We start from the raw sequence: 25,021 nt of genomic DNA on the forward strand, positions 1-25,021 counted from the left end.
TCGTTACTACGGGGCTTTTTTTATGAGAAAATACAGCGATATAGACAGCAATACAGAAAGTGTCGTTGCGAACACATTTTGTGCGCCTTGGAGCTGCGTCCCCAACACTATATTTATTGTTATTAACTGATGTAGCAATAATAAATATGTTGTTAGCGACGTTGCTAGTGAAGTAAATACGAGAAAGATTTCGATGAATAGACCCTGGTATAAAGAGTTCTGGCCCTGGTTTTTAATTGCCGTACCTATCATTACACTCATCATGGGTGGCGTGTTGTTAAACCTTGCTATTAGCACCGAAGATAGCCTGGTGGTAGACGACTACTACAAGGAAGGAAAAGCAATCAATGCCCGTCTGGACAAAGAGGCCATAGCCCGCCGCAAGAATATCACCACTGATTTAACCATTGAAGATGGAAGCATAGCGCTGCAATTTCATTCGGGGATTCCACAAGAAGGTAACGCGGTTAAATTAAGTTTCTATCACGTAACGCTAGAAGAGCGCGATGTTAGCGTTTTATTGAGTCGCGACGCTAACGGTATTTATCGCGGTTTTATTGAAGAAAACCTTGACGGCAAATGGCGCATATCGCTGACGCCGATTGATGATAGCTGGAAAATTCAAAACACGGTCTATCTGCCCCACACTGGCAAAATGAAATTCAATCCATAATGGCAAGGCACGACTGTTACCATTGCGGCTTGCCTATAGCGAGTTCAGACAATGGGAAATTTACTACTGTCATTTTAGGGCAACAACGAGACATGTGTTGCCCTGGCTGCTTAGCGGTAGCTGAAGCGATCGTTAACAACGGCCTTGAGGACTATTACCAGTTTAGAACCGAACCGGCGCAAAAATCTGACGATGGTATTTTAGAAACATTAGACAAGCTAAAAGTATATGACGACCCTTCCCTTCAAGAAGAGTTCGTGTTTGAAGAAGGTCAGGACAAACAGATTCAATTGACCCTTGAAGGTATTACGTGCGCTGCGTGTGGCTGGCTTATCGAAAAGCAGTTGTCGAAAGTAGAAGGAATAAAGCAAGTCGCGGTGAATGTACAAGAGCGCCGAGCACTGGTTACCTGGTCACCTTTTCAAATCAAACTTAGTCAAATTCTATCTACGCTAAAACGCATTGGTTACGTTGGCTCGCCATTTCACCCCGACGAACACGAAGCCAGCTATAAGCGCGAACAAAAAACCTTTCTTAAAAAGCTTGGCCTAGCAGGCATTATGACCATGCAGGTAATGATGCTGATGACGGGGCTTTATTTTGATTGGTTTGGCGCCATTGAGTTAGAGACCCGCCAATATTTTTATTGGGTTGCCCTTACACTTACTACACCTGTGGTGCTGTATTCAGGCAGCAACTTTTATATGGGCGCCGCTAAAGCGCTAAGCGCCAAAACGGTTAATATGGACGTACCCGTTACGCTCGCAATATTCGGTACTTACATTGCTGGAATTCGTTCTACAGTATTAGAGCAAGGTGAAGTGTATTTCGAATCCATTTGTATGTTTATTTTTCTGCTGTTACTTAGCCGATTCTTAGAACATCGCAGCCGTCATCGCGCCGCACAGATCTCTGCCAATATGATGCAGTATGTGCCCGTATCAGCGACTAAACTAAATCCGGATGGTAGCCTAACCGAGTGTCTGGCTAAGCAGCTAAAAATTGACGACGTAGTGCTAGTGAAGCCTGGTGAAACAGTCCCCATTGATGGGGTGGTAACCGACGGCAACGCAGCGGTTGACGAATCTATGCTTACCGGCGAGTTTAATCCCGTGCGTAAGTCCAACAGTAGCCCAGTTTACGGCGGCACGGTTTGTCAAGATGGTACGCTAACCATTACGGTTACGCAGACCCTTAAAAATGCGCTGGTAAATCAAATTGTAAGACTGCAAGCAAGTGCCATGGCGAGTAAACCTAAAGCAGCGCAGATAGCCGATAATTTTTCTCGCTATTTCGTTACCGCGGTATTGCTGATTTCGGCGTTAACCTATGGCTTTTGGGCGTATCAGGGTAGCGACGAGGCATTTTGGATCACCATATCGGTGCTGGTTGCAACCTGCCCTTGCGCACTAGGGTTGGCCACGCCATCAGCGTTAACCTGCGCTATGGCAAAATTAAACAGACAAGGTATTTTACTAAAACGGGCAGATGCGCTTGAACAAATTACTGACATTGACACCATCGCTCTAGACAAAACCGGCACGCTCACAAAAGGCAAATTTACTATTTCAAATGCCTGGTACGCTGACGGCGTGGATAGTAATAGTGCGCTATCAATTGCGCGCGCTTTGGAGTCACGCTCTGAACATCCGATTGCCAAAGCCTTTAGCGACGATATAGCCTTTAGCGACGGTGTAGCCTTTAGCGAGAATTCTGCCTCTAGCGGCAGTGCTAACGTTATCGATAGCACTGTACACAAAGTGACTAATTTTACCGTTACGCCAGGAGGTGGTATCAGCGGTGAGATCAATGACACGTTGTTTTCTATGGGTTCTGCAGCATTCAGCGTTCACGAATCTCAGCTAAAACTCATTGAAGCGTTCCCTTCAGCTAACGTGTTTCTCACGGTTAAGGGGCGTATTATGGCGGCGTATGAAGTAAAGGATTCACTAAGAGAAGATACGCAAGAAACTCTCGATATATTAGCTGCAAGCCATACCCTCGCCGTTTTAAGTGGTGATACACAGCAAAACGTTAATGCGCTTACCGCACCATTGCCAATTTCGACCGCTAAAGGTGGCCTAACACCTGAGCAAAAGTACGAAGCCGTTCAAGCTATGCAGCAATCTGGCGCGAAAGTGATGATGATGGGTGACGGTATTAACGACGCTCCAGTTCTTGCCAGTGCTGATGTGGCAATTGCAGTGGGTAATGCCACAGACGTGGCTAAAACTGCCGCCGACGTGATACTGCTTGGCGATCAGCTGCTTTCTGTACCAGAACTTATTCGAACTGCGCACCAAGTGAAGCAAAAAATAAGGCAAAATATTGGCTGGTCGGTAGGTTACAACGTTTTGATCTTACCTTTCGCCGTATCAGGCCTACTTTCACCGTGGATGGCTGTTGTTGGTATGTCGTTAAGCAGTATCATTGTGGTCACAAACTCAACGCGACTCTTGAGCAAATAGCATGAGTATTATTTACGTATTAATTCCAATCGCCATCATCATTGTTGCCGTCGCTATCGTGATATTCTTTTGGGCGGTGAAAACCAATCAATTTGAAGATTTAGATCGCCAAGGTTATAGCATACTGTTTGACGATGATCTTCCGCCAGAAGAAAAAAAGCTAGCTGAGCAACGCAAGCAACTTCAAGACAGTAAAGTAGACAAAAGCCAAGCGCCACATGGAAGGGATTAACTACTTCTCTGCCTTTCTTATCGGCTTAGCCGGTGGAGTTCACTGTGTGGGAATGTGCGGTGGAATTGTCGCTGCGCTAAGGATGGTATCGCCTAAAGGCGCTTCAGCACTACCCTATACCCTTGCCTATAACATGGGACGTATAGTGAGCTACACCATCGCCGGAGCAGTAACCGGGGCACTTGGAAAAATTGCAGCAGATTATATACCTCTTGCCAACTATGCCCTTTCCCTACTTAGCGGAATCATGTTGCTTCTACTGGCGTGTTATTTGGGTAAGTGGTGGACTGGCTTAACAGTGCTGGAAAATGCGGGTAAAGGCCTATTTTCCAAAGTCCAGCCGCTTTCAAAACGCTTTTTGCCATTTAAGACCCCTTTAAGTGCGTTGCCTTATGGTTTTATTTGGGGTTGGCTTCCTTGCGGTTTGGTGTATTCCACACTTACCTGGTCTCTCGCGGCGGGTAACGCGCTAGAAGGCGCTGCTATTATGTTCTTCTTCGGTTTGGGTACATTACCCACCTTGCTCGCTGCAAGCGCTGGTAGCCAATATATTGTTCGAAGTTTTCAACATAACCATTTTAGACAAATTATTGCAGTAATAATGGCAATATATGCAGCTTATCTTATTCATGGCGCAATCGTTTAAAAATGGGTGTATTATTGTCGGGTATTCTTTTAGAGAGCGTGCATTATGAGCAAAGGAAGCCAATTTTCTATTCACTGTCAAAACTGTAGTTTCAGTCACCTGTGTTTACCGGTGGCGTTAAACAAAACAGAAATCGAGTCTCTTGACGATATTATTGAACGCAAGAAGCCGCTTCATAAAGGTGACACGCTGATTCAAACTGGTGATAAATTCCGTTCTCTATTTGCAGTGAGAACCGGTTCATTCAAATCATTTGTGACTAATACCGAAGGTGAAGAACAGATTACCGGCTTCCATTTTCCTGGTGACATTATCGGTTTCGATGCATTAAGAGAGAACAAGCACCAAAGCTATACCTCTGCGTTAGAAACTGCCATGGTGTGTGAGCTTCCCTACGAGACCCTCGACGAAATGTCAGTGCAATTTCCAAAGCTACGCCACCAGATCATGAGCTTCATGAGCGCTGAAATAAAACAAGATCACGACATGATCATGCTTTTAAACAAGCGAACTGCAGAAGAGCGCTTACTGTATTTCATCTCACACCTGTCGCAACGCTTTGAAGAGCGTGGCTTTTCCCATAGAGAATTCCACTTAACCATGACGCGCAACGAAATTGGAAACTATTTAGGATTAACGATTGAAACGATTAGTCGTCTGTTAAGCCGTTTTCAAAAAGACAACATCATAAAAGTAGACGGCAAGCTTATTACTATCTTGGATTTCGATAGACTAAACACCAAACTAGCGGCGCTTAACGGCCCAAGCGTTGTCTGCGGTTAGCCGTTTTTAGGTGTTAAACAAGGCGCGCACTAAGCGCGCTTTTTTGTGACCTTTGGTAGCCACATATCTAACCTTTCAGCGCCACGCCGGTTGCTCCATATTCAATTAGGTAGGTTCACTCATGGTCGCCTCGTAAAATTCTTGATCTAAAACAACTTACGTTTTTCCCAATGTCGTTTATAGTTAGTATTAGAAAGCTTCGATTTCGACAGCCGCTACTAAGTTTCGTAGTTAGGGGGACGTTATGATTGAGTGTAAACGAATTCTGGCCGTGGTAGATGCCGAGCGCGATAACCAACCTGCACTAAGCCGAGCTTATGAACTCGCTTCAAAAACAGGCGCTTCAGTTACCGCAATGATGGTGGTATACGACTTATCTTATGATATGACGACCATGCTTAGCCCGGATGAGCGCGAGTCAATGCGCGATGCAGTTACAAAGGAGCATGCAAAATGGCTTGCCACCCACTTAAGAGAACAAGGATTCACTGAAACTGATATCGTTGTAGAATGGAATAATCGTGCGTATGAGTCGATTATTTACTACACCCTAAATAATCAGATAGATTTAGTGGTAAAGGCAACCAAAAAGCACGACGATCTTGCTTCTGTTATTTTCACCCCCACCGACTGGCATTTAATGCGTAAATGCCCTCGGCCAGTATTACTCGTTAAAGAGCACGACTGGCCAGAAGGAGGAGAGATTATTGCTGCAGTAAACGTAGGCAGTGAAGATGATGAGCATGCCGCACTTAACGATAAGCTCACCCTCATTGCTAACGACTACGCCTCTTTATTGAAAGGTAGCGTAAATTTGGTCAACAGTTATCCTTCTACACCACTTAATATCGCCATAGAAGTACCTGAGTTCGACCCCGATACCTATCACGACGCGGTAAAAAATCATCATTTAAAAGAAATGCGTAGTCACGCGTTGAAGTACGGTATTCCTGAAAATAAATGTGTAGTAAGAGAAGGCCTTCCGGAAAAAGTTATCCCGCAAGTGGCAAAAACACTGGATGCAGAGCTTGTTGTTATTGGTACTGTTGGCCGCGTGGGCATTTCAGCGGCCCTAATTGGTAACACTGCAGAACACGTGATCGACGAACTCAATTGCGATGTGCTTGCTATTAAGCCAGATGGATTTGTGTCGCCGTTGTCGGTGTAGTCTTTTCATCAAGTCTACATAGCCCGTGTTTGCCGTTACTTAGCGGCCAACACGGTATGTCACCAACAAATTTAACTTCACAAGCATGGTCTCGAAAAGCCGCTTTAATGTATAATGGTGGCTTTATCACAAACCAAGCTAGTTAATTATGAGTTTAGGCACAAACAGTGCTGACGCGTCGCCATTAAATGCTGCGCAAAGTAAGCAAAAGTACAACTTCAACAAACTTCAGAAACGACTTCGCCGCAATGTGGGTAAAGCCATTGGCGATTTCGGTATGATTGAAAACAACGACAAAGTAATGGTGTGTTTATCTGGCGGTAAAGACAGCTACACCATGCTAGATATTTTATTGTTTTTAAAGAAGATTGCGCCTATTCACTTTGATATCGTTGCGGTTAATCTTGACCAAAAGCAGCCTGGTTTCCCAGAACATATCTTGCCTGAATATCTAGAAAGCATTGGCGTTGACTACAAAATTGTAGAAGAAGACACCTACTCTATTGTTAAAGACAAAATTCCAGAGGGAAAGACGACTTGCTCTCTCTGTTCTCGCTTGCGCCGTGGTATTCTGTACCGCACGGCAAAAGAGTTAGGTGCGACTAAAATTGCATTAGGTCATCACCGCGACGACATGCTAGAAACGTTTTTCCTCAATATGTTTCATGGTGGCAAGCTTAAGTCTATGCCGCCAAAGCTAGTCAGCGACAACGGTGAACACATCGTTATTCGTCCATTGGCGTACTGCACAGAAAAAGACATCGAGAAATATTCTCAGGCCGCTGAATTTCCGATTATTCCGTGTAACCTTTGTGGCTCACAAGAAAACCTACAGCGCCAAAACATAAAGGCTATGCTTCAAGACTGGAACCGTCGCTTCCCAGGTCGTATAGAGTCGATGTTCCGTGCGCTTCAAAACGTAGCGCCTTCACACTTAATCGACAGCAACCTTTATGATTTTAAAGCTATAGCTACACAAGAAGGCCCGGTAGAAGACGGTGATATCGGGTTCGATGAACCTTCTTTCACTACAGAAAATAGTACGGACTTCAGTGATGAAGATAATACTATTGAAGTAATAAACATTATGGAACCTAAGTAAATGAAAATCGGACTTGCGCTAGGTGCCGGTGCCGCAAGGGGCTGGACTCACATTGGCATAATTGAAGCATTAGAAAAACTCGGCGTAAAAATTGACGTTGTAGCGGGATGCTCTATTGGTGCCTATGTTGGTGCTGCCTACGCAAGTGGCAAGCTGGAAGGATTGAAAGAGTGGGCCTGTTCCCTTAGCGACTGGCAGGTACTTGCTCTTATGGGTGTAGGACTTAGACGCGGCGGCATTGCCAGCGGACAGAAGGTTTTCGACAAGCTAGCAAGCGAGTTTTGTGAATCGACTTATGAAGACATGCTTAAGCCGTTTGCGGCTGTGGCTACCGACCTTTATACCGGCCGTGAAGTAGTGTTTAACTCTGGTCCTATCGGAGACACCATTCAAGCATCCTGCGCTATTCCCGCACTTTTTGCGCCCGTAGCACATGGTGATCGTTGGTTGGTAGACGGTGCCGTTGTAAACCCTGTACCGGTGAACTTATGTCGCCAATTAGGGGCCGATTTTGTAATCGCGGTTAACCTTAACGCCGATTTCCGACCACTTCGTCTTGAAAAGTTGAGACAAGATCATGAAGAAAACCAGCGCAAAACCGAGGACTTTTTTACAAAGAGTCAAAACGTACTACGCCAATGGTTCTCTCCTGACAACAAAGAAGAAAAAGCCCTAGAGAAAAAAGATGAAAAAGACAGCGTCTCGGCTGGCAATGTAAAGACTGAAGAAGGCATTGCTTCTGATGTGATTGAAAAAGTGGAAGAAGAGTTGACCGAAGTCCCCGCTAAAGTGAACAAGCGAAACCCGCCGGGAATTATGAGCGTGATGAGCAGTTCACTTGAGATACTTCAAGCTCGCGTCACACGTTCACGTTTGGCTGGCGATCCGCCTGACATTCTTATTGAGCCTCAGCTTACCGACGTGGGTATTATGGAATTCCACAGAGCCGAAGAGCTATGCGCGAAGGGCGAAGAGACCATCGCGCGTTTAGCAGAGCAAATTAGGTATCAGCTTCTTACCTAATCCCAAATATGCATTTAGCTTGAAGCCATAGCGGTAACACGTAGCGGCGCATGAGGCAGTGTTAAGCCTTTTGCGTCGTTGATCCAATCTTGTTCTAGATGCAATACGCCGTTATTGATTTGCACACCTTGTGGTGTAATGAAATCTAAATTCTTGTCATCAAACTGAATCATCAAGCCCTTTACCGAAGGCATCATGAAAGACAAAAAACTTCCCATTTCATTAAAGAAAGCTTCGTACTGACCATACAAAAACGTAAGGTCGTCTTTTGTGTAATACTGCTTAAGATATTCCGGCTTGGTTTCAAGTTGTACCGACATATCACACACGTTCGCGCGTTCGTTTAAATCGATGCGAACCAGTGCGTTGGCAAGTTTCAGGGCCTTTTCAGTAGGCACCGTGAATCGCCCTTCACCACTCACTTCTAAGGGCATTGTTTTCTTATCGGTTACGATAGACGCTCCGTTAACTTCACATAAACGCCCTTCGCCAACACGAACAAACCCGAATGCAAACTGAAGTGCTTGGGTATCTTCATTATCCAGCTTTTTAACATGGCTATAGAAACGGCTGTACTCAACATCTATCGTTTCAGCAGCAACGGAAGAACTGCCTACACCAATAAACAGAGATGAAGCAAAAAATAAAGCAGCGCGTATCATTCGGATAAAAACTCCTCGTTAAATAGGATCATAGTTTGAAGCTCTTCAACATAAGCGGCTCCTCGCTCAGAATAGTTCATTAGCCCTTCAGCTAACGCAACACCAGTAATAGGAATTTGGTTTGCACGCAGTCGACTGCGGATCTCTCTTAAATCCGCATACGCGTCGTGGCGGTTTAAATTTCGCATGTAGGTGTACGTTGCACGCGACAAACTGTCGAATTTGGCAACTTCATGAGATGCCCCATCGTTTCGACGGTTCGGAACAAAGCCACACCCCTTAGAGAAACACCATAAGCCAAAGAAGTTATAGCCCTTTCTTGCGAACCGGCTGGTGCCCCAAGCTGACTCATTCGCGGCTTGCACAAGCACGAGTTCGGCAGGTAGAACATCAATCTTTTGTAGCAGAGCTAGCAATTTTAATTTCAGCGGCTGCGTTGGCTTAACTCGATATTCCTCTTCTAACCATTCAAGCCTTGCCATATCTTCTTCAGAGAGCGTTTCGTTAGCTAACGCCTTTCTGTATAAGGTTTGTACGTAATGTCTAAGCGTGAGTAGATACGCATTCTGCTTCTCTATTTCGGGGCGTAAATAGTTAAAAAACGCCTCTTTCTTCTCTTTTACATCTGTATAGGCAGAGAAGTTAGGCACCGGCTTTTTAGCTTCAACCGTTTGCGGTATATCTAAAATATCCGGTTCGTCCTCAGTAAAAATTATGGCGTTAATGACGATTACCGCCAATACGCCTAACGTAATGAGGACAATTTTAAAGGTTTCACGCTTATGCATCGAAGCTAGACTCATTCACATCGTTTTCAGATGCTTCCGTGCTTACTCCCTGCTCGCCAATCAGTTCCTGATAGAGCAAGCCCATCATACTAAAATAAAAAGGTAATACCCAAATAAGTGAAAAGCCCAGCGTTAATGGCACCGACACAAACAGTAAAAAGAACACACCAAATATGCTGGCAATTTGAGCCCAATATGCATTAAATACGCGACACGACAGGATGATCGCACTAATTGGCGTTAACTTTCTGTCAGCAACCAACATAAGTGAAAAGGACGAGGCTAAATAAAAATAAACGCCGGGTATAATAAGCAACATCATACCTAGTTGAACAAGAATACTGTTTACTAGCTGAGTTAGCGCCAGCAAGAATATCAAGGGGAAAAACTGGAATACGGTAAATACTGAAGTTTTAGTGCCGCGGGCAACAAAAACGCCCATCATATACAACCCCGTCAACAGCGGGGCAACGATGCAGATTGCAACAATTTCTATGATAGACTGATGCTCGAATACATAGGTCCCATCGTCATTTATTGTGATGTACTGCTGAGCAAATACACCTAACACGACAAACGTCAAAAATAGAACAACACTTCCCTGCAGCAATGATGAAAAGTTTGCCTTTGTTAAACCGGCAGCGCGGCGCAATAGACCTTTGGTATCAAATTGATACTGTTTAGACAACGTATTGTTCAGGCGGTCTTGGTTTACGTCTTTCACACAACTCTCTTATCTTTTTGAAAAATCGGCGGGATTATACCAATTCACAAAAACAAATGCCTGTTTGTAAGGTAAACAAACGTTAACCTAGTACTAATTTCGCAGCTAAACCGACGAGTAGCACCCCCATCGCACGGTCTAACCAATACCCTTTTTTACCAATAAGCTCAGCTACTTTACTGGTGCTCAAAAGGTATGAAAGAAAACAGAACCACAGTCCAGTAGCTATAGCTAAATAGATACCGTAGCCAAGTTTCACTGTAAATGGAGTATCAATACTAATAATTGCAGTAAACAATGAGAGGAAAAATAGCGTTGCTTTTGGGTTTAGTCCATTTGTGAGAAAGCCCATCCAAACTGCGCGCTTTGCAGATATGTGGGATGTTTTCTTTTCAGCGTTAACTGCCTGGTCCTGTTTTACAGGCCCGCTTCTAAGCGCACCAAACGCAAGGTACAGTAAATAAGCTGCGGCGGCATAGCTAAACGTGGTGAATAACCATGGAGTAGTTGCAATAACCACACTAAGCCCCACTAACGAGTAAGCCACATGCAGTAATATAGCTAAGCCAATCCCTATACTGGTGTACATGGCGATACGTCTGCCATAGGCCACGCTGTTTCGAACAACCACCGCGAAATCTGGCCCTGGGCTAGCAACAGCCACAAGGTGTACCAACGCAATGGTAAGAAACTCATTCATATACTGCATGTCATGCGCCTCCTACAGTGCGTACTTTGATATTAATTGATCAACCCATTGTGGGACGATGTGAGAAGCAGGGCCTGTTAGCGATTCATCGAACAATGCATTAGTTACGCCCGGCTCCAAATTTGCCTCTATGGTGTGTGCGCCACTTTCTTTAGCGATCTGAACAAAACCCGCGGCAGGATAGACATTACCTGATGTGCCAATGGCAATAAACACATCAGCCTTTGAAAGCGCATCGTAAATCTCTTCCATGTACATGGGCATTTCACCAAACCACACGATATCCGGTCGTAAGGTTACTCTGTTGCAACACGGGCATTTAGTGGTGTGATCAAAACTATCACTCCAGTCAAAAGTCTGCTGGCTTATAGCGCAGCGCGCAGATAGCAGCTTGCCATGCATATGGTAAACAGACTGGCTTCCACCGCGCTCATGCAAGTCATCCACATTTTGAGTAACCAACATCAGGTTGCTACCGAACGCTTTCTCAAGTTTGGCCAGCGCCTCATGCGCTGCATTAGGATTCACGTCGTCTTGCTGTAACTGCGCACGTCGAGCGTTGTAAAAGCGATAAACTAAGCTAGGATTTTGTTCAAAAGCCTCTGGGGTGGCCACCTCTTCTACGCGATGATTTTCCCAAAGGCCGTCATTATCCCGAAATGTCTTTAATCCAGATTCAGCGGAAATACCCGCACCGGTAAGAATAACAATATTGGGTAGAGATTGATCAGATGGCATCAGGTTGTTCTTACTCTGTAGTTATAGCGCTAATTATACGATTAGCATGTTGTATATTTACTTAGTTAAAAGCCGCGACTCTTTACATACCTTTGACCACAGGATATTGAGTATCAGCGCCCCACTCTGACCAAGAGCCATCGTATACTGAAACCTGAGTAGCGCCGCACAATAATGCCGCCACACCAATTATGCAGGCGGTAACGCCAGAACCACACGTACAAATAATAGGTTTGCGTAAATCGATATTAGCGCGGTCAAAAATAGCCTTAAGCTGCTCAACTGGCAAAAAATGCCCGCTTTTGAGTAAGGTGTCAAAAGGAATATTAAACGCTCCAGGCATATGACCTGAACGTACTCCTTCACGAGGCTCTGACACTTCTCCTTTGAATCGCGGCGCGCTACGCGCATCAACAAGTTGTGCTTCAGTATTTATTGCCTGAAGAACTGCACCGGAATTTGCGAACCAACCAGGCCTAGGTGTAGCTTGATAGGTTAATTTTCCGTATTGTTGTTGTTCTGAAACCGGCAGCGCTGCTTTTTCCCATGCAGGCTGTCCGCCATTTAATATATAAACATCTTGGTGGCCCAACGCTTTTAACATCCACCACACTCTTGGCGCAGAATATATTCCACGGGTATCGTATACCGTAATAGGTGTATTCGCTGTTATACCCTGATTACCAAGATAAATTGCAAGGTCATTTGCAGAAGGCATACTGTGAGGGAGACCTGTAGTGTGATCGCTACCTTCACTATCTAAGTCAAAGTCGACTGACGCAGGTAAAACCATTGCCGTGCGCGTATCTGGTGTTTTTGAAACGGGGTCGTCCATTAACGCTCGTACAAGCGTTACCGGCTTTTGTTGCATTACATTTGCTAATTCACCAACTGAGAGCAATACCGATGCCATTACATTCTCCTAAAAGGCACCCACATCAGTGAGTGCCCTGTAATACCCCGATAAAACAAATCGGTACGTATTCAAACACATTACATAGTTAGCTAACCAACTAACCTATGTTGCGGATCTACTTAGCTAAGAGCTGCGATAGCCGCGTCGTAGTTCGGCTCTTCTGTTGTTTCTGCAACTTGCTCTGTGTAAACCACTTTGCCTTCGGCATCGATAACCACTACTGAACGAGACAGCAGCCCAGTAAGCGGCGCTGATTCAAAGGTAACACCATAGTCATCACCAAAGCTTGAGCGGAAAGTCGAGCCTGTAAGTACATTTTCAATACCTTCAGCACCACAGAAACGACCCGCTGCAAACGGAAGGTCTGCCGATACACAGATAACTGTAGTGTTATCCAATTTTGCCGCTTCTTCGTTGAATTTACGGACAGACATTGCACATGTTCCCGTGTCGATAGAAGGGAAAATGTTTAATACCACATTTTTTCCTGCAAGCTCAGACAGTGTTACTTCACCCAAATCTGCTTTCACTAATGTAAAGTCTGGTGCAGATGTGCCTACTTCAGGAAGCTGACCCTTTGTCGTAACTGTATTGCCTTGAAAAGTAACTGATGCCATTCGCTTTCTCCGTGTTTTGTTAATATGAAATAGTGGATGTAAAACAATACTTTCGCAAATAAAAGTGACGCTTTTTAAATGTTACTTTTAACCTGCGACTCTGCAAACGCAAGCTTATGCTGCAAATGAGGCTTACCTTTTAAATATTCCCGTCTAAACACACTGAAATAATGCGCTAAGGTTTGCGCCCCTTGCTTCTGTTCTGCAAGGTCTAAAACGCTAATACCAACTTCAGCAGTACAGTGTTGGAAATCATGGGTAGATTCGCGTAGTAAATAATCTGACGCTACGTCCATACTCACGCCCAACACAGGAAAGTCATGCAAGTAAGGGCTCTTCACGAACATTTTTTTTGCTTCACGCCACGTTCCATCCAAGAAAATAAATAGTAACGTTTTCCCAGTATTCAATGGTGGCGTATCAATACAACGTTCAGCTGCAGCATATTCGTGTGGAAATACCACGATAGGAAAATATTTTTCGTTGCGAAGTAACGCCAATAGCGCCTCTTCTGGCTCGGTGCGCTTCCACAAAAATGCGTGGTTATCTTTAACCACGTCCGCAATTAAACGACCGGTATTAGTAGGCTTATAATATTCGCCTTTGTACATCAAGAACAAAACCGCCACATCAGTGCCAGCCTCAGGCTTAAATTCACAAATACAGTTTTGCGTTGGAAGCAGACACGCGTCGCAGCGAACTACTTTACTCCCACGAGCGTGGAATGGACGTTCAGCACGAGATAACTCATCTAAACGAAGTGACATAACAGAATTCAAGATAGTACGTCTTTGCCAAAATTTTTATGGATTTTACCATAGTAATTTGTGATAAAAGAGCGCAATTATCTTATCAATTTTTTGATTTAAAGTTTGGAAAATTGGGAGTAGATAAATGGTGCCCGGGGCCGGACTTGAACCGGCACGCTGTTACCAGCGAGGGATTTTAAATCCCTTGTGTCTACCAATTTCACCACCCGGGCATCGGGTTGCTTTTCAGCAAAGGTGTCAGGCGTAGAACCTGATGCTGCGTTGCAGCGTTTGGAGGCGGAACCCGGAGTCGAACCGAGATAGACGGATTTGCAATCCGCTGCATAGCCATTCTGCCATTCCGCCAGATGCGTCTGGCGCGTGATTAAAACTCATCTCTAAGAGATTGGAGCGGGAAACGAGATTCGAACTCGCGACCCCGACCTTGGCAAGGTCGTGCTCTACCAACTGAGCTATTCCCGCATGTCTTAATCGACCATTTCGTTTGGTTGATGTCCTCTCGAAATGTGGGGTGCATTCTACCTACCCATTCAAAACTGTCAACACAAAAAAGCGTTTAAATTGAGATAAATGCGGTTTTTTATGATCGTTTGCTATTTTTTTATTCACTTTGATTAATGTACGATCAATTTCACTTTACTGCGCCACTTCGAAGGTGTGGCCAGGCCGCTTTTGTATAAACAAACATTGACCAAATTGACAGCACTGCTGAGAAATATAAAAGAATATAACCTAAAGAAACCCAATAAATAGTTATGCCCATAAAGGTTTCTAATCCCGACAACAAGCCAATTAAGGCTAACATTTGCGCAGTGGTTTTTGCTTTACCTATAAAAGACACTTTAACCGCATCCCTTACACCATTCGAACCCATCCATTCACGTAACGCCGACACATAAATTTCACGAACCAATAGCGCAATAGATGGCAACGTGATCCACAGGTTTGCATAACTATGAGTAATCATAAGAAGAGCAGCGCCCACAATGAGCTTGTCTGCTACAGGATCTAAGAATGCACCAAAAGGTGTAGACTGCTGTAGTTTTCTTGCTAGATAGCCGTCAAACCAGTCCGTTATTGCCGCAAGCCAAAAAATAAATGCGCCTGCCTCGTGCGCCCAGCGCCAATCAAGAAAATAAACAACTACAAATACAGGAATAAGGATTACTCGGAATAAAGTAACACAGTTTGGAACAGTCCACATAAAAAGTACGTCTCGGTGTTATGCCTCTATGGGCGTTTTAGCGCGGTAGCGTATAAGCTCTGCATCTTTCATTTTTCTAACACATTACCTTAATTTGTAATGCATTGCTTGTTACTCATTCATTTATTGATGAAGGTGGTCGTAAATAGTTTCCGCCAGTTCAGGGCTTATACCAGGTACATTTGAAATTTCATCTTTGCTGGCTTTCTTAAGACCCTGCAAGCCCCCCATGAATTTAAGCAGTGTTTGTCTGCGTTTTGCACCAATACCAGGTATGCTTTCCAAACTCGACGTGGTTTTAACTTTCTGGCGTCGGTTGCGGTGCCCAGTAATGGCAAATCGGTGAGACTCGTCGCGAATATGCTGAATAAGGTGAAGCCCTGGCGAATGGCTATCCATCGGCAGAACCTGATGGCTACCTGCCAGTATTAGTGTTTCTAAGCCAGGCTTACGGGTGGTGCCTTTTGCCACGCCTAACAGCATAGGCTTTTTATCATGGGGCCAATCTTCAAAAAACGCTTCTGCTTGGGCAAGCTGTCCTTTACCACCGTCTATTAATAGAAGGTCTGGTATTTTTTGCACTTCTTTCACTGACTTGTAGCGACGTTTTAACGCCTGTGCCATGGCCGCGTAGTCATCACCTGGGGTAATGCCTTCTATATTGTATCGGCGATAGTCACTTTTGTGCGGACCTTCACGTTTAAATACCACACACGAAGCCACCGTTTGCTGGCCAGACGTGTGTGATATATCAAAACACTCCATGCGTTGAATAGGCGTATCAACTTCCAGTGCCGCTTCTAAGTCGAGATAGCGTGCAAACACAGACTTTTGCTGACTGTATTGAGCATCTAACGCAGTTTGCGCATTTGACTGCGCGAGCTGCAGGTACTTGCGCTTCTCTTCCCTCGCCCCTTTAAAGAACTGAACCTTGTGCCCAGCTTCACTAGCTAGTACATCTGCTATAGCGTCTTCGTCAGTTAATGTATTGCCAAGTACTATCTGCTTTGGAATAACTTTGTTTCCCGCCAGATAGAACTGTAGGAAGAAAGATTCAAAAACTTCTTGTTCATCGGCAGTGTTGGGTACTTTGGGAAAATAGGCCTTGCTGCCTAACAACTGCCCTTCGCGAATAAACATTACCTGAATACACGCCATATTGCCTTTAAACGCAAACCCAAACACATCCATTTCGTCTTGAGTACCGGCAACCCACTGTCGTTCTTGCACTTTTCTTAGTGCATTAATCTGATCGCGGTAACGGGCAGCGGCTTCAAAGTTTAGTGCCTCGCTGGCTGCTTCCATCTTTTCCACCAGCCCACCAATGACCTGCTGGTTTTTACCTTTCAAGAACAAGCGTGCAAAATTGACCTGCTCTTTATATTCTTCATCGCTTACATAGCCTTCTACACACGGCGCACTGCAGCGCTGCATCTGATACTGAAGACAAGGTCTACTGCGTGCTCGGTAATAGCTATCTTCACACTGACGTACGGGGAAGATTCGCTGCATTGAACGCAAGCTTTCTCGCACCGACCACGCACTGGGGTATGGGCCAAAGTATTCGCCCTTTTTCTTTTGAGGGCCGCGATGGAAAGAAAGTCTTGGATGTTCGTGATCGGATAAGAAGATAAAGGGATAAGACTTGTCGTCACGCATGACCACGTTGTAACGCGGTTTGTATTTCTTGATGAAGTTGTTCTCAAGCAAAAACGCTTCAGTTTCGCTGTTTACAACTGTGACATCCATGTTCGCAATCTGACTAACTAGCGAACGCGTTTTGGCGTTATCAAGATTACTACGAAAATAGCTTGATACGCGCTTTTTAAGGTTTTTGGCTTTTCCTACGTAAATAACCTCTTCCTGACTATTGTACATGCGGTACACGCCAGGTTGAGAGGTTAGATTCTTAAGAAATGCTGCTGAATCAAATGCAGACATAATCACTTTGACGTTGCGCGTCTAGTGACGCTTAAAAGGTGTTAGGATTGATAAGCTTATGGCGATAGGCCAAGTGCGTTAGCTCTACATCAGAATTTACGCCTAACTTTTGAAACATTCGGTAACGGTAAGTATTAACCGTTTTTGAGTTAATACTGAGTTCTCGGGCTATATCCGGCACTTTGTGACCTTCGGTTAATCGCATTGCTATTGTAAGTTCTCTACTCGATAGCTCGTCAAACGGATTATCCGAACTAGGCAATAACTTACCGATGGCTATGCTATTGGCCACTTCTTGATCAACATACTTTTGTCCTGCCGCAACTTTATGGATAGCGCGTATTACTTCGTCTGGCTCTGCATCTTTTGTCAGAAAACCGTATGCGCCTGCGTCCATAACTTGCATTGGAATAGGACTTTCCTTGTGCATTGAAACACAAATAACACGCGTATTTTCAGACATACGAACAATTCTCTTTGTCGCTTCCAGTCCACCAATACCGGGCATATTCACGTCCATGAGTACCACATCTGGCGCGTTTTTTCGGCACAAAAGTACCGCGTCTTCACCGTTCTTCGCTTCGGCGAGGATAGTAAAATCGTTTACGTCTTCCAGAATCCGGCGTATCCCTGTTCTGACCAAATCATGGTCATCTGCTAGGATTATTTTTATCACTCTAGTATCTCACTGACTTCAGTTTTACATACAACTGGAATAAAGACTGATAATGCTCATCAATGAGAAGTATTACAAGCCTTTAACCTCATCCAAGTCATAATACCATGAGATAAGAATTCGTGAAGTAGAGATACTCAATTTGAAACTTAATTATTGATCTAGATTACTTTTAGGCAGCTATTTAGGTAATTCAAACCACAAGGCCACACTTTCCTCTGAGGCTTTCAGACGAATGATGTCTTGCTCGTAAATACCCAAAGCATCGCCTGCCTCTATTTCAACTGCATTCGTTTCACTGTCTACCACAGCCTGTACATTACCGCTAATCATATGAAGGTAACCCTTTTGGTCTTCAGTGCCATGCTCCCATGTTTCGCCAGCTTTCAAAGTTAAACGGCTGATTGCCGCATTTTGCTTAATGCGTAATGACCCTTCCCTACCGTTATCACTTACTAATAATTCAAGCTTTGAATCATGGTTATTTCCACCCGCCTGTGTGCCAAAGGTTTTTTGCGCATAGCTGGGCGTACCGCCTTTTTCATTGGGCACAATCCAAATTTGCAGAAAGTTAACAGGCTCTTCAGTAGAAGGGTTAAACTCCGAATGCATAATACCCTTACCTGCACTCATTACTTGCACGTCACCCGCAGGCACTACGTACTCATTACCGGTATTATCTTTGTGCTTTAAAGCACCGCTCACAACATATGAAATTATCTCCATATCTCTGTGACCGTGGGTTTCAAAACCTCTGCCGGCCTGAACAACATCGTCATTGATAACCCGTAGCGCTGAAAACCCCATATGTTTTGCATCATAATAATGTCCAAACGAAAAGCTATGTTGGCTTTTTAGCCAGCCAAAGTTCACTTTTCCTCTTTCATTCGCTTTTCTCAAATACATCATCTTGCATTCCTTATAACCGTAAGCCGCCACTGACTCTTCTGCCCAGCAGGAGTAACGCTGGGCGATAGAACATGTGTTAAGGGCTAATTATTTAATAAGGCCATTTTAATCCTCTTTAATAGAAATAAAACGTCATATATTTGAGCATATTATTCTAATATTTAGAATTAAACTAACTATCGGTCAACAGATGCGGGTTAAGCTACGCTAAGAAATAAAGCACAGTCTTTGCAGCGCGGTTTCTACAACCGCAGGGTGACAGGCTAAATTTAGCCTAATATGGTGTGGAGAACCAAAGGTCGCGCCGTCGTTACCTATCACGCCTCGCTCAATACATCCTTCCACAGTGGTCACGGGTGAATATTTGAGAGGTTGACGAGAAGCGTCACCTAAAGGAGCTTCATGCACAGAAGCGATACTGTTCGGCTGTGTTAAATGCGAAGGGAATGTTGAAAGGTCTAGCCACAAGAAATAGCCAGCGCTGCCCATTGTATAATTAACAGATAAACCATAGTGCTCAAAGAAGCGCACAACAAGCTTTCGGTTGAAGCTCAACGCACTTTTTACGCTGTCTAACCAAGTACTTCCCTTCTCATAGGCGGCAATCAACGCAACTTTTCCTAAGTTACTTGCGTTCAGGTGCCTGCTATTAATAGCTTGGGCAAACGTCTCTCTGATTGTTTTATCCTTAATGACCGCATACGATGCACCTGGAATACTCGCTAGGTTAAACGCCTTGGATACGCTATTGATGTGGATAATGCGTGGCAGTTGATGAGTATGGATGTTACCACCGTTTTGACTTTCTTTGCGCCTCTCGCTCTTATTGCTTACCTCTGCACCAAACATGGGGATTAGCGTTGGTTCATTTGACGAGTTAAATGCAAACTCGCTGTGCACCTCATCAGTGATCATTAAAATATCGTTCTTGGCGCAGAAGCTCATAATAACACGCTGCTCTTCTGCACTTAACACTGTACCTGTAGGGTTATTAGGATGGCAAATCACGAATGCAGCCGCAGCACTATCGAAGGTTGAAGTATCTATAGTTGCGTTAGAACCTTCGACGTCTTCCTGACGACTCTTGTCGCTATCCTTTGTCGCGGCAACTTCAGAAAGCTTAGTCTGAATTTGACGCGTGTTTTGAATGACTGGAATAGATACTGGCGTTAAGCCGTTATTATGAATAGTCTCTGTTAAAGGGGAATAGGTTGGTGTTAAAACCATGACTTTTTGACCAGGTTGGCAAAAAGTGTGAAGCGCAACGTCTATTGCTCCTATTGCGCTCGCAACATCCACAACATCGCCACTTTCCACTTTAAATCGACTACTTTTTTGCGTGGTACGCTCAAAACGTTTTGCTACCGCGTCACCGATATCAAGGGACTGATATCCATAAGTAGAGCGAAGGTTTTGTGTAATCGCGCTGAGAATTTCATCACAAGGCGGGATGTCCATATCCGCTATCCACATTGGAATAGGGTCTTGCTGAGACGCGACAACGTTCGCTTGAGATGAAGACGCGCCCTGAAAGCGGCGAAATATCGCTGAATATTTAAGACGAGTTTGATCGAGTTTCAGGTGAGAAGGTGCCTGCCATACATCCTTGTAAGGCATAAACTCGCTTTGCATAGCGTTGAACACGGGGAAATGGCTTAGCGCGTTGCTCACCTTCACATTATCCTATTTATATAGCCTTACGCATTTACTATTGGCTAAAGGCCTTCTGAAATCTACTATACTTATAAGCACGTTACACGCGTACCGCGCCCACTTTACACTGCACACACGCCTTAAAAGACACCGTGTTACTCTATCTTTTCAAACACGTTAAATTCAGAAAGCGTATGTTGGTATTTCCGCTTTGTTTCTCGAATGACAAATGGAATGTCTTTAGGTTCAGCAATTCGTTTAAAGCTTTGACCTAATGCATCTTCAAGCGCCTGAGTAGAGCTAAGCGTTTCACCATTTTCATCTTTGTAGCCGCCCAACCACTCACTTCTTTCGGTATACTCTTCCAACCATGTAAAGGGGCTGGCGACAACAAGCAATCCACCTTTATTTAGCCGCGTGGCCATGTCCGTTAATACCTTTCTTGGACTATACACTCTATCAATAAGGTTGCCTAAGAAGATCAAGTCGTAGCCTGTGTACTGCGGCTTCAAATTACACGCATCACCTTGTGCGAAAGCAACCTTGTCTACACTGTCATCTAAACCGAGCGCAGAGAGCTTGCGCGCCTTAAACGACGTAAGTTCACCTTCTTCTATAAGGTTATAGCGTATTTCACCACGCTCTTGCATCTCAAACGCTGTTTTTATAAAGCGTGCAGAAAAATCGATGCCATCGACATGATCGAAGTATTTTGCAAGTTCAAAGGTGGACCGACCAACGGCACACCCCAAATCTAACGCTCTAGCGTGTTGACGCCCTTGCATAGCGTCAATACAAAACTGCGCACTGGCTTTAGCAAAATTAGGGACGCCGTAGTACTCGTCGCCGTAATGGAATTCACTGTATTGCGAAACCTGTGTATCACTTTCATAATCAAAATCGTTCACCGCTATAACTCGCTTTCCTTGAACATACCGAAACCCCGCGTGCTGAAAGAAGTGGCGCCTAAAAGCGTAACGACTATCTTTCATTGCTTCGTTACCAGTAGATACCCAACTGCCACCTTTAATGAGGTTATGCTTATTGTCAAATGTGGGTGTTGTAAAGTCGTCATACAAAGGATGAACGTTAAAGCCTTCAAACGGATAGATGGGTGTTTCCGTCCATTGCCATACGTTGCCAACAACATCATAAAATTCGCCGGACTTATTAACATTAACAGGTTCACTCGACGCATATTTTTGCAGTAAAGCCTTCGCTGTATACGGTTTGTGTTACACCAGCCTGCTGACGTAACGCTTGCCATTCATTTTCAGTCGGCAGACGGATAAGCTCACCCGTTTTTTCACTCAAGTAGTTACAAAACGCTTTCGCTTCATGATAATTCACATCCACAGGCCAATCTAAAGGTAGTGGATGCTCTTCAAGCATACTGCGATATAAATACTCATCACCCTTTTTAATCCAAAATACAGGGTGCTGCGCTTTAGTATATTCACGCCACTTATTACCTTCAGCCTCCCAGTATTTTGCGTTGTTATAGCCGCCGTCTTGCACAAACGATAAATACTCACCATTACTTACAAGAAATTTAGACGCACTAAACTCGCTAACGGATTCTTGCTGAGAACCATATTCATTGTCCCAGCCGTAATAAGCACTGTCCCACGCTTTGTCATTTATGACTTTCTGTGCCGGAACGGTCATTAAAACATTAGCCTCTAACGCTTCAGCATTAGTTTGCATAGTGCTACATGCAGGCCATTCTGGGCTGGGGCGTACCGATGCAATGGGTAGCTGTCGGATTAGAACAGATGAGGTTTCTAAATGAATACGTTCATGCTCTATTCCCATAACAACGGGCCACATTGGACTTTCCCAGTCAATAGGCATGATAAAAGACATGGTATCTATTAAATCGCATACCAATGTGCGCACTTGATTACGATATTGACGTACCTCTTCCACCTTCGGCCAGTCGTAATTTTCATCGTTGAGATCATCCCAACTCATTTCATCAACACCAATGGCAAATAGCGATTCAAATTTTGGGTTAATGCGCTCGTTTATTGCTTTAGACAGTACTAATTTATTGATAAAGAAAGTAGCAGTATGACCAAAATAGAAAATTAACGGATGGCGCAACTTTTCAGGTCGTTGATAAAACACGTCATCATTGGCAAGACAAGAGAAAAGCGATTCGTAGGTATCAAAGGAATCGAGGAAATAAGCCTTTATTTCCTGTCTTTTTTGCTCAACTGTTCCGTCCCGTAAATTAAGTGTGGGCATTGCCTGCATAATGTCCTCTCGAATTCTTTTTATAACCACCAACTGCGTAGGAGAAGCGAAACGTGCAAGCACGAATGACGCTTTTAAATGCCGTAATGATTTCAGTTGATTATTAACCTTTTTATATATATCAAGCTTTTGTGAATAAAGCGCGACATAACTTGGTTTTTATGAAGTGTTTTGTAATTACAAGATACTGACAGGATGAGATCAGAAAATATTTCATAACAAACTTATGCCTGCGATGATGCTGTGAAACACCGTTTAACTTAAAGCTCGTGATCATAAAAAGCATGGAGATACCGTTGGTTATCATGTTACGTTTACCTAGCTTACTAAATGCCCGATTCAACGTTGGCCAATAAGCTGCGTCGGTAAACAGCATACTTATACGCTTATACCTTCACACCTTCAGAAACGAAAAAGGATTTTTCTTAACATGAAATCAGTAATTTACATAGCAGTAACGCTGCTCTCGTTGTACGGTTCACCCGCGACTGCAGCTGACAACTATACTAATGCGCTTCTCAATGAAGCCGTTCGCAAAGGCAATAAGAGTACCCCTTTAATTGTAAACCCAACACTCACTATGGAGCGCCTATCAACCAGTGACGGAGAGATCACTTATCACTATCGCTCTATGACGTTGACTCAAAACAAAGGCGTTAATCAATTTGTAGAGGAACAACAAAAGAAGCTCTATCCGTATGTGTGCACTTCACCCTCGCAAGAAATTTTTAGGCGACATGGAATTACAGTTAATTATTTGTACAACGATAAGAATAATGATTTTTATGCGGTGATAAGTATCGACACTACAACGTGTAACGAGGTTGGTTGAAAACGTTCTAGCAGCACGTTTTTATTTGACCCATAAAAAAACCCGCAACTAAGTGCGGGTTTTTCGTATTTGGCGGAGAGTGAGGGATTCGAACCCCCGGTGGGTTTGACCCCACGTCTGATTTCAAGTCAGGTGCATTAAACCGGGCTCTTAATAACCATCTTGGTAGAAAATGACCTGCGTTCTCATTATTTAAAAACACTATTAGCGTTAACCTACTATAAATGCACGTAAAACTTAAAACGACGTTTTTTAAAAGCGATTGAAGTTCTCACTCAAAAATTCTCATTAGGTATTCTATGCACGTAGACAGTTCATGATGCCAAAATGATAATGTTCGTTTAGCTTTGAACAATATAGTTTTGCGTAGGTTTCACTCTTGGCTATAGCCATATACTAAAGCGCGTAAATTTAGCCCATAAAAAAACCCGCAACAATGTGCGGGTTTTTCGTATTTGGCGGAGAGTGAGGGATTCGAACCCCCGGTGGGTTTGACCCCACGTCTGATTTCAAGTCAGGTGCATTAAACCGGGCTCTTCAAAGTGTTCAAAATTTAATTGCTCTCGTTTAACGCAGCCGGTATCCAATCAGGTGTTGCACTGACGCGGCAATGTGAAGCACTGGTCAATCACACCACATAAACATGCTTGCAGGTTTGGTTAGAAGCGTTAAAGACAGAGCTTTATCAGCTGCTCTATTATTAACACCATAACAAACATGGAGAGGGAGAAGGTGCTCTTCTCTAGGATGGGCGTATCGCGCATCCGGCGCGCTGTACCATTCAACAAGACGAGCTTTTCGTTCATTCTCGCTGTAGGCACTGGTCTGCATAGTTGTCTGAAGCCAGTTATTAAAGCGCGTTGCTTTTCGCATTGCATCATCGGAGCTATCAAAAAAGCCCTGCATATTATGAAAAGAAGACCCCGAGCCCAATACTAAAATATTCACTTCGTTCTTTGCTTCACTATTTACAGGCTCTACCCCGAGTTCAACAGCTTTCCTAATTGCTTCCCCCAATAGCACATGCTTTTTAGAATCCAAATCAGACGTAATGGATAGTTGAATACAGGGTACATCGGCACTGGGATACATAATACTTAGGGGAATGAACATTCCATGATCGAAACCACGTGCCCTATCCTCCCGTACAGCGATGCCTTGCCCTGCTAAACGCTTTAGTAATAAAGTTGCGAGTGCTACTTCCCCTTTGGCCGGATATTCAAGGGAATACGCCTCTTTAGGGAAGCCATAATAGTCATAAATCAAGGAAGGTTCTGGGTGAGTAGTTACACAGACTTCAGTATCTTCCCAATGGGCACTAATCACTATGACTGCATCAGGTTTGGGTAAATCTGTTGATAATGCTTTGAGCGCTTCAATCATTTCAATGTGATAGGCAGGCATTCTCGCCTCTCCTACTGACTGCATTTCAAGAAGTGGAAGCGGCCCTCCACCATGAGAAATATAAGCGGTGTTAATTCTCACAGACGGGCGAGTTTGCGTTCGCTGTTGCATAAAACCATACCTT

General features: G+C 44.1%; 23 protein-coding genes, 3 tRNA genes and 1 pseudogene. 9 read left to right on the plus strand and 18 right to left on the minus strand.

Annotated features, from left to right (window positions below):
- Positions 1 to 193: 193 nt before the first annotated feature.
- The 8 genes from MHM99_RS15515 (at position 194) to MHM99_RS15550 (ending at position 8,095) form a co-directional block, all read left to right on the plus strand.
- Positions 194 to 673 carry a FixH family protein gene (locus tag MHM99_RS15515; protein ID WP_049588215.1) on the plus strand — a complete coding sequence of 160 codons (480 nt, stop codon included), beginning with the start codon at positions 194 to 196 and terminating at the stop codon, positions 671 to 673.
- Positions 673 to 3,141 carry a heavy metal translocating P-type ATPase gene (locus tag MHM99_RS15520; RefSeq protein ID WP_239220120.1) on the plus strand — a complete coding sequence of 823 codons (2,469 nt, stop codon included), beginning with the start codon at positions 673 to 675 and terminating at the stop codon, positions 3,139 to 3,141. The genes MHM99_RS15515 and MHM99_RS15520 overlap by 1 nt, the downstream gene beginning before the upstream one ends.
- A 1-nt stretch (position 3,142) precedes the next feature.
- A complete protein-coding gene (gene ccoS, locus MHM99_RS15525) occupies positions 3,143 to 3,373 on the plus strand; it encodes a cbb3-type cytochrome oxidase assembly protein CcoS (protein WP_014949594.1) in 231 nt (76 codons plus the stop codon).
- On the plus strand, positions 3,360 to 4,019 hold the full coding sequence (locus tag MHM99_RS15530; protein ID WP_049588218.1) for a sulfite exporter TauE/SafE family protein: 660 nt from the start codon (positions 3,360 to 3,362) through the stop codon (positions 4,017 to 4,019). The genes ccoS and MHM99_RS15530 overlap by 14 nt, the downstream gene beginning before the upstream one ends.
- A 45-nt stretch (positions 4,020 to 4,064) precedes the next feature.
- Positions 4,065 to 4,802, plus strand: coding sequence for a fumarate/nitrate reduction transcriptional regulator Fnr (gene fnr, locus MHM99_RS15535; protein WP_014949596.1), 738 nt, complete (start codon positions 4,065 to 4,067; stop codon positions 4,800 to 4,802).
- Between the two features lie 244 nt (positions 4,803 to 5,046).
- The gene (uspE, locus tag MHM99_RS15540) at positions 5,047 to 5,970 is read left to right on the plus strand and encodes a universal stress protein UspE (RefSeq protein ID WP_014949597.1); all 924 of its coding nucleotides are present in this window, start codon (positions 5,047 to 5,049) and stop codon (positions 5,968 to 5,970) included.
- A 148-nt stretch (positions 5,971 to 6,118) separates the two neighbouring features.
- Positions 6,119 to 7,072, plus strand: coding sequence for a tRNA 2-thiocytidine(32) synthetase TtcA (gene ttcA, locus MHM99_RS15545; protein WP_014949598.1), 954 nt, complete (start codon positions 6,119 to 6,121; stop codon positions 7,070 to 7,072).
- Positions 7,073 to 8,095, plus strand: coding sequence for a patatin-like phospholipase family protein (locus tag MHM99_RS15550; protein ID WP_014979378.1), 1,023 nt, complete (start codon positions 7,073 to 7,075; stop codon positions 8,093 to 8,095).
- A gap of 14 nt (positions 8,096 to 8,109) precedes the next feature.
- On the opposite strand, the gene MHM99_RS15555 is transcribed toward MHM99_RS15550, so the two are convergent.
- From MHM99_RS15555 to ovoA, 17 genes and pseudogenes are all read right to left on the minus strand, one after another.
- A complete protein-coding gene (locus tag MHM99_RS15555) occupies positions 8,110 to 8,757 on the minus strand; it encodes a DUF2987 domain-containing protein (protein WP_014976627.1) in 648 nt (215 codons plus the stop codon).
- Positions 8,754 to 9,545 (minus strand): glucosaminidase domain-containing protein, encoded by a 792-nt coding sequence (locus MHM99_RS15560; protein WP_049588219.1) that lies wholly within the window; start codon positions 9,543 to 9,545, stop codon positions 8,754 to 8,756. The genes MHM99_RS15555 and MHM99_RS15560 overlap by 4 nt, the downstream gene beginning before the upstream one ends.
- Positions 9,538 to 10,269, minus strand: a complete 732-nt coding sequence (locus MHM99_RS15565) for a stress protein (protein WP_014949602.1) — start codon at positions 10,267 to 10,269, stop codon at positions 9,538 to 9,540. Before MHM99_RS15565 ends, MHM99_RS15560 begins: the two co-directional genes overlap by 8 nt.
- Positions 10,270 to 10,351: 82 nt before the next feature.
- Positions 10,352 to 10,978, minus strand: a complete 627-nt coding sequence (locus tag MHM99_RS15570; protein ID WP_014949603.1) for a LysE family transporter — start codon at positions 10,976 to 10,978, stop codon at positions 10,352 to 10,354.
- A 12-nt stretch (positions 10,979 to 10,990) separates the two neighbouring features.
- Positions 10,991 to 11,716 carry a Sir2 family NAD+-dependent deacetylase gene (gene cobB, locus MHM99_RS15575; RefSeq protein ID WP_049588221.1) on the minus strand — a complete coding sequence of 242 codons (726 nt, stop codon included), beginning with the start codon at positions 11,714 to 11,716 and terminating at the stop codon, positions 10,991 to 10,993.
- A gap of 82 nt (positions 11,717 to 11,798) precedes the next feature.
- Positions 11,799 to 12,629, minus strand: a complete 831-nt coding sequence (locus MHM99_RS15580) for a sulfurtransferase (protein ID WP_049588222.1) — start codon at positions 12,627 to 12,629, stop codon at positions 11,799 to 11,801.
- A gap of 122 nt (positions 12,630 to 12,751) precedes the next feature.
- Positions 12,752 to 13,249: a thiol peroxidase gene (gene tpx, locus MHM99_RS15585; protein ID WP_014949606.1), complete on the minus strand. Its 498-nt coding sequence runs from the start codon at positions 13,247 to 13,249 to the stop codon at positions 12,752 to 12,754.
- A gap of 74 nt (positions 13,250 to 13,323) precedes the next feature.
- Complete coding sequence (locus tag MHM99_RS15590; protein WP_014976631.1) at positions 13,324 to 14,016, minus strand: DTW domain-containing protein; 693 nt, start codon at positions 14,014 to 14,016, stop codon at positions 13,324 to 13,326.
- 128 nt (positions 14,017 to 14,144) lie between these two features.
- Positions 14,145 to 14,231, minus strand: a tRNA-Leu gene (locus tag MHM99_RS15595).
- A 59-nt stretch (positions 14,232 to 14,290) separates the two neighbouring features.
- Positions 14,291 to 14,364, minus strand: a tRNA-Cys gene (locus MHM99_RS15600).
- 41 nt (positions 14,365 to 14,405) lie between these two features.
- A tRNA-Gly gene (locus tag MHM99_RS15605) sits at positions 14,406 to 14,481 on the minus strand.
- 169 nt (positions 14,482 to 14,650) lie between these two features.
- Positions 14,651 to 15,223, minus strand: a complete 573-nt coding sequence (pgsA, locus tag MHM99_RS15610) for a CDP-diacylglycerol--glycerol-3-phosphate 3-phosphatidyltransferase (protein ID WP_049588224.1) — start codon at positions 15,221 to 15,223, stop codon at positions 14,651 to 14,653.
- A gap of 123 nt (positions 15,224 to 15,346) precedes the next feature.
- Positions 15,347 to 17,164 carry an excinuclease ABC subunit UvrC gene (gene uvrC, locus MHM99_RS15615; RefSeq protein ID WP_049588225.1) on the minus strand — a complete coding sequence of 606 codons (1,818 nt, stop codon included), beginning with the start codon at positions 17,162 to 17,164 and terminating at the stop codon, positions 15,347 to 15,349.
- A gap of 31 nt (positions 17,165 to 17,195) precedes the next feature.
- Positions 17,196 to 17,840 (minus strand): UvrY/SirA/GacA family response regulator transcription factor, encoded by a 645-nt coding sequence (gene uvrY, locus MHM99_RS15620; RefSeq protein WP_049588227.1) that lies wholly within the window; start codon positions 17,838 to 17,840, stop codon positions 17,196 to 17,198.
- A gap of 180 nt (positions 17,841 to 18,020) precedes the next feature.
- Positions 18,021 to 18,749 carry a pirin family protein gene (locus MHM99_RS15625; protein WP_049588228.1) on the minus strand — a complete coding sequence of 243 codons (729 nt, stop codon included), beginning with the start codon at positions 18,747 to 18,749 and terminating at the stop codon, positions 18,021 to 18,023.
- 207 nt (positions 18,750 to 18,956) lie between these two features.
- On the minus strand, positions 18,957 to 20,420 hold the full coding sequence (locus MHM99_RS15630; RefSeq protein WP_049588230.1) for an aminotransferase class I/II-fold pyridoxal phosphate-dependent enzyme: 1,464 nt from the start codon (positions 20,418 to 20,420) through the stop codon (positions 18,957 to 18,959).
- A 137-nt stretch (positions 20,421 to 20,557) separates the two neighbouring features.
- A pseudogene (gene ovoA / locus MHM99_RS15635) lies at positions 20,558 to 22,661 on the minus strand (5-histidylcysteine sulfoxide synthase).
- 430 nt (positions 22,662 to 23,091) lie between these two features.
- Between ovoA and MHM99_RS15640 the strand changes: the two are divergent.
- Positions 23,092 to 23,493: a hypothetical protein gene (locus MHM99_RS15640; RefSeq protein WP_014949614.1), complete on the plus strand. Its 402-nt coding sequence runs from the start codon at positions 23,092 to 23,094 to the stop codon at positions 23,491 to 23,493.
- A gap of 624 nt (positions 23,494 to 24,117) precedes the next feature.
- Here the strand turns inward: MHM99_RS15640 and MHM99_RS15645 are convergent.
- Positions 24,118 to 25,008, minus strand: a complete 891-nt coding sequence (locus MHM99_RS15645) for a class III extradiol ring-cleavage dioxygenase (protein ID WP_239220121.1) — start codon at positions 25,006 to 25,008, stop codon at positions 24,118 to 24,120.
- Positions 25,009 to 25,021 lie beyond the last annotated feature (13 nt).

This window comes from Alteromonas sp. MmMcT2-2 (assembly GCF_022348305.1).
Taxonomy (GTDB): Bacteria; Pseudomonadota; Gammaproteobacteria; order Enterobacterales; family Alteromonadaceae; genus Alteromonas; species Alteromonas macleodii.

Coding starts and splice junctions, on each gene's coding strand:
- MHM99_RS15515 (WP_049588215.1), top strand. CDS start 194: ATGAATAGACCCTGGTATAAAGAGTTCTGGCCCTGGTTTTTAATTGCC.
- MHM99_RS15520 (WP_239220120.1), top strand. CDS start 673: ATGGCAAGGCACGACTGTTACCATTGCGGCTTGCCTATAGCGAGTTCA.
- ccoS (WP_014949594.1), top strand. CDS start 3,143: ATGAGTATTATTTACGTATTAATTCCAATCGCCATCATCATTGTTGCC.
- MHM99_RS15530 (WP_049588218.1), top strand. CDS start 3,360: ATGGAAGGGATTAACTACTTCTCTGCCTTTCTTATCGGCTTAGCCGGT.
- fnr (WP_014949596.1), top strand. CDS start 4,065: ATGAGCAAAGGAAGCCAATTTTCTATTCACTGTCAAAACTGTAGTTTC.
- uspE (WP_014949597.1), top strand. CDS start 5,047: ATGATTGAGTGTAAACGAATTCTGGCCGTGGTAGATGCCGAGCGCGAT.
- ttcA (WP_014949598.1), top strand. CDS start 6,119: ATGAGTTTAGGCACAAACAGTGCTGACGCGTCGCCATTAAATGCTGCG.
- MHM99_RS15550 (WP_014979378.1), top strand. CDS start 7,073: ATGAAAATCGGACTTGCGCTAGGTGCCGGTGCCGCAAGGGGCTGGACT.
- MHM99_RS15555 (WP_014976627.1), bottom strand. CDS start 8,757: ATGATACGCGCTGCTTTATTTTTTGCTTCATCTCTGTTTATTGGTGTA.
- MHM99_RS15560 (WP_049588219.1), bottom strand. CDS start 9,545: ATGCATAAGCGTGAAACCTTTAAAATTGTCCTCATTACGTTAGGCGTA.
- MHM99_RS15570 (WP_014949603.1), bottom strand. CDS start 10,978: ATGCAGTATATGAATGAGTTTCTTACCATTGCGTTGGTACACCTTGTG.
- cobB (WP_049588221.1), bottom strand. CDS start 11,716: ATGCCATCTGATCAATCTCTACCCAATATTGTTATTCTTACCGGTGCG.
- MHM99_RS15580 (WP_049588222.1), bottom strand. CDS start 12,629: ATGGCATCGGTATTGCTCTCAGTTGGTGAATTAGCAAATGTAATGCAA.
- tpx (WP_014949606.1), bottom strand. CDS start 13,249: ATGGCATCAGTTACTTTTCAAGGCAATACAGTTACGACAAAGGGTCAG.
- MHM99_RS15590 (WP_014976631.1), bottom strand. CDS start 14,016: ATGTCACTTCGTTTAGATGAGTTATCTCGTGCTGAACGTCCATTCCAC.
- pgsA (WP_049588224.1), bottom strand. CDS start 15,223: ATGTGGACTGTTCCAAACTGTGTTACTTTATTCCGAGTAATCCTTATT.
- uvrC (WP_049588225.1), bottom strand. CDS start 17,164: ATGTCTGCATTTGATTCAGCAGCATTTCTTAAGAATCTAACCTCTCAA.
- MHM99_RS15625 (WP_049588228.1), bottom strand. CDS start 18,749: ATGATGTATTTGAGAAAAGCGAATGAAAGAGGAAAAGTGAACTTTGGC.
- MHM99_RS15640 (WP_014949614.1), top strand. CDS start 23,092: ATGAAATCAGTAATTTACATAGCAGTAACGCTGCTCTCGTTGTACGGT.
- MHM99_RS15645 (WP_239220121.1), bottom strand. CDS start 25,008: ATGCAACAGCGAACGCAAACTCGCCCGTCTGTGAGAATTAACACCGCT.